Here is a 2674-nt window from a genome sequence, read left to right on the forward strand (position 1 = left end):
TGGAAATTTAGTGAGGTCGTGACCAGCTTTTGAGGTAATTCATGACTCCCTTTTCCGGTGAATCTTGATCGATGATTACGTCCGTTCCTGGAGAAGCTTTCTGGAAATTCCTGATTGCTTTTTCCGATGAATCTTGATCCATGCAGGGGTATAAATGTAGTGATTAGACTCCCGCTTTGGGATGACTGTTTCTGAGTATGATGATGTTCTGGAGGAATCTCCTGCCCGGGGTTTACACTTTAATCACCGGCGGCCGGATTTGTTTAAAGAGAGGAAAGAAAGAATTGCGGGTGCTGGCCCGCAATATCGGCAATGATATTTCAGATTTATTCGGCTGACGGCTGTTTCTCGGCAGCAATAATTATTTCGGGCTGAACAGGATCATTGTTCGAAATCTGCTTATTCGGATCGTTGTATTCCGACAGGCCTTGAATCAGAGTTCCTGTCTCAGCAAGAATTTTTGTCAGAGAACCCTTGAAGTCAGAAATAAGCCGATCAATTTCCGGCCGGTCCTTTTCGGAGTTTTGACAGCAGTATATGGCAAAAGGCGTCAATAGCTGATGCATTTTACTGTACAGATCGCTGTACTGACTTACCTGAGTCCGCAGAGCGGCAATCAAGTATTCAAGATCAGATATTTTGCCGTGGCATATGCCGCATTCTTCTTCAAGAGATTCAGCATTATCATTCAGTTCGCTGATCTCTTTTTCCTGGGCTGTAATCTTATCCCGCAGGTTATCATTGGCGACACAGGATTCCTCTTTATAAGCATCATATTCTCCGGCAAGTTTCTTATATTTCTGGTAAAGCTGACTCTCTGCCTCTTCGCGAGATTTGATCTCCCCCTTAAGACGGGCTATTTCGGAATCAGAGTTCTCCTTAAGTTTCTGATAATCGCTTTTAAGCCGATCTGTTTCGGAATCCCTGCTTTTCCTGAAGTCCTGATAATCAGCTGAGAGACGCTTCCTCTCCTGTTTCAGTTCCTGGCATTCATTTTTGAGACTGGCGGTCTCAGCCTGACTCTCATTCCTGAACTTCTGATGCTCGCCTTCCATGCGGGTAATTTCATCCTCCAGTTTTTTTACCTGCTGTTCGAGCTTGCCATTTACGTCAAGGGCAAATTCATGATTCTTTCTGGAAGTTTCCAGTTCTTTCTGATGCGATACCTTCAGACTGTCAATCTGCGATTCCCAGTGGCGGCAGAGGGTTCCCCAGATAAGCCGGATGCTGTTATTGCACATCTCCTGAACATTGACCGGCATTGGAACGGAGCACTCCTGACGAACTCTGACTTCATCGCGGTAAATTTCGCAGGCAGCGGTGTAGTCCCGTTTTGAGTGAGAGGGAGCAATAATGCTAAGGGTGGCGGCGGTTACCTCCATTCCCCGCGAAGCAATTTCATAACAGGTCTTAAGCAGAGCCATGACGGTTTTGGAACAGGAAATTTCCCTGCCGTCGGATAATTTTATGGTATCAGTCATGCTGATTTCCTCATGTTGAAGATTGATCGATTTATTTCCAGCCGGTTGCAGGAAATGGCTGTATGCAGTATTTCCAAATTGATAGCTTTGCTGTCAGAGCTTGTGAGATAAGTCTTAAACGGCAATATTGGTACTTTTGGTACGGTACCATTCCGTACCATTTTGCTTCTGGCTTTATGCGACAAGGCTTAGCCGGTAATATGGTACTTCTGGTACGGTACCATTCCGTACCATTTGGTTTCAGGCTTTATACGACAAGGCTTAACCGGTAAACTCTTTCCTTTTTCAGGCACTTTTTTCTGACAGTTTGGGAAGTTACTTTGACACCTTGGGAAATCGCTCTGACATTCTGGGAACAAGCTCCTGATAAAAGTTCAGCGAGAGGTCAGTTAACCGATGACAGCATTTGCTCAACGCTGATCCTGTTTTTTAAAGACCTAAGAGAGTCCTTCAGATTTGAGCGCTCGGATCTGACTCTCGCAAGATTCTCCTCGCTTTTGCTGTACTTCACGGAGAGTTCGCTGTATTCATGGCATTTCTGCCGGAAATCGTCCTCCATCTGTTTCATCCGTTCCCTGAGATTGTCAGCCGTGATCGTGGCCTCGCAGATGGCTTGCAGATCCTTGCGGTTTATCAGGGCCTGACAGCAGTTGATATAACAGCACAGGCATTTCAGAGCGGTGTAGGTATCCCATTCGTAATAAGCCGCCAGTTCGGAGACTGTCTCCGGGGTCAGGTCTCCCCGGTTTTTAAGAACCTTGTCAAACAAACTCCTGATCTGCTCTGGTGTCAGGTATCCGATGTTTTCTGTCATTGCCGTTCTCCTCTGATTTCGCCGGCGGTTCCTCTCAGAGAAGAGCCGGACAGGGTTACGTAAATATCTGAAGGCCGGAACAGCCGGTCCTTCAGCGACGAAAGAGCCAGAGATTCCTTTTTCGCAATGTTTCCGAGGGCATGCCGCTGAAGCTGCGTGGTAAAGATGGTAGAACATGTTCCGTACCTCGCCTCCGCTATCTCCGCAAGCCTTAAAATAATGCTGTCGCTCAGATTTGCCATACCCCAGTCGTCCAGAATGCAAAGCTTTGCGGATTTCATCTTCTGCAGGAACTTTACGTAATCTGCGGAACTCATTGACTCCAGAATCATGCAGAATTCGTTCATGCTGCAATACATTACTGAATAGCCCCGGGTAA

At 46.6% G+C, this 2674-nt stretch carries 3 protein-coding genes; all 3 read right to left on the reverse strand.

From position 1 onward, the window contains the following. Positions 1-326 precede the first annotated feature (326 nt). Positions 327-1481, reverse strand: a complete 1155-nt coding sequence (locus F557_RS0118150) for a hypothetical protein (protein ID WP_019003622.1) — start codon at positions 1479-1481, stop codon at positions 327-329. 385 nt (positions 1482-1866) lie between these two features. Beyond that, positions 1867-2295: a hypothetical protein gene (locus F557_RS0118160; RefSeq protein ID WP_019003624.1), complete on the reverse strand. Its 429-nt coding sequence runs from the start codon at positions 2293-2295 to the stop codon at positions 1867-1869. Then, on the reverse strand, positions 2292-2674 hold a 383-nt coding region (locus F557_RS0118165; protein ID WP_019003625.1), incomplete at its 5' end, for an ATP-binding protein. The genes F557_RS0118165 and F557_RS0118160, both read right to left, overlap by 4 nt.

Source organism: Succinimonas amylolytica DSM 2873 (genome assembly GCF_000378405.1).
GTDB classification, from domain to species: domain Bacteria; phylum Pseudomonadota; class Gammaproteobacteria; order Enterobacterales; family Succinivibrionaceae; genus Succinimonas; species Succinimonas amylolytica.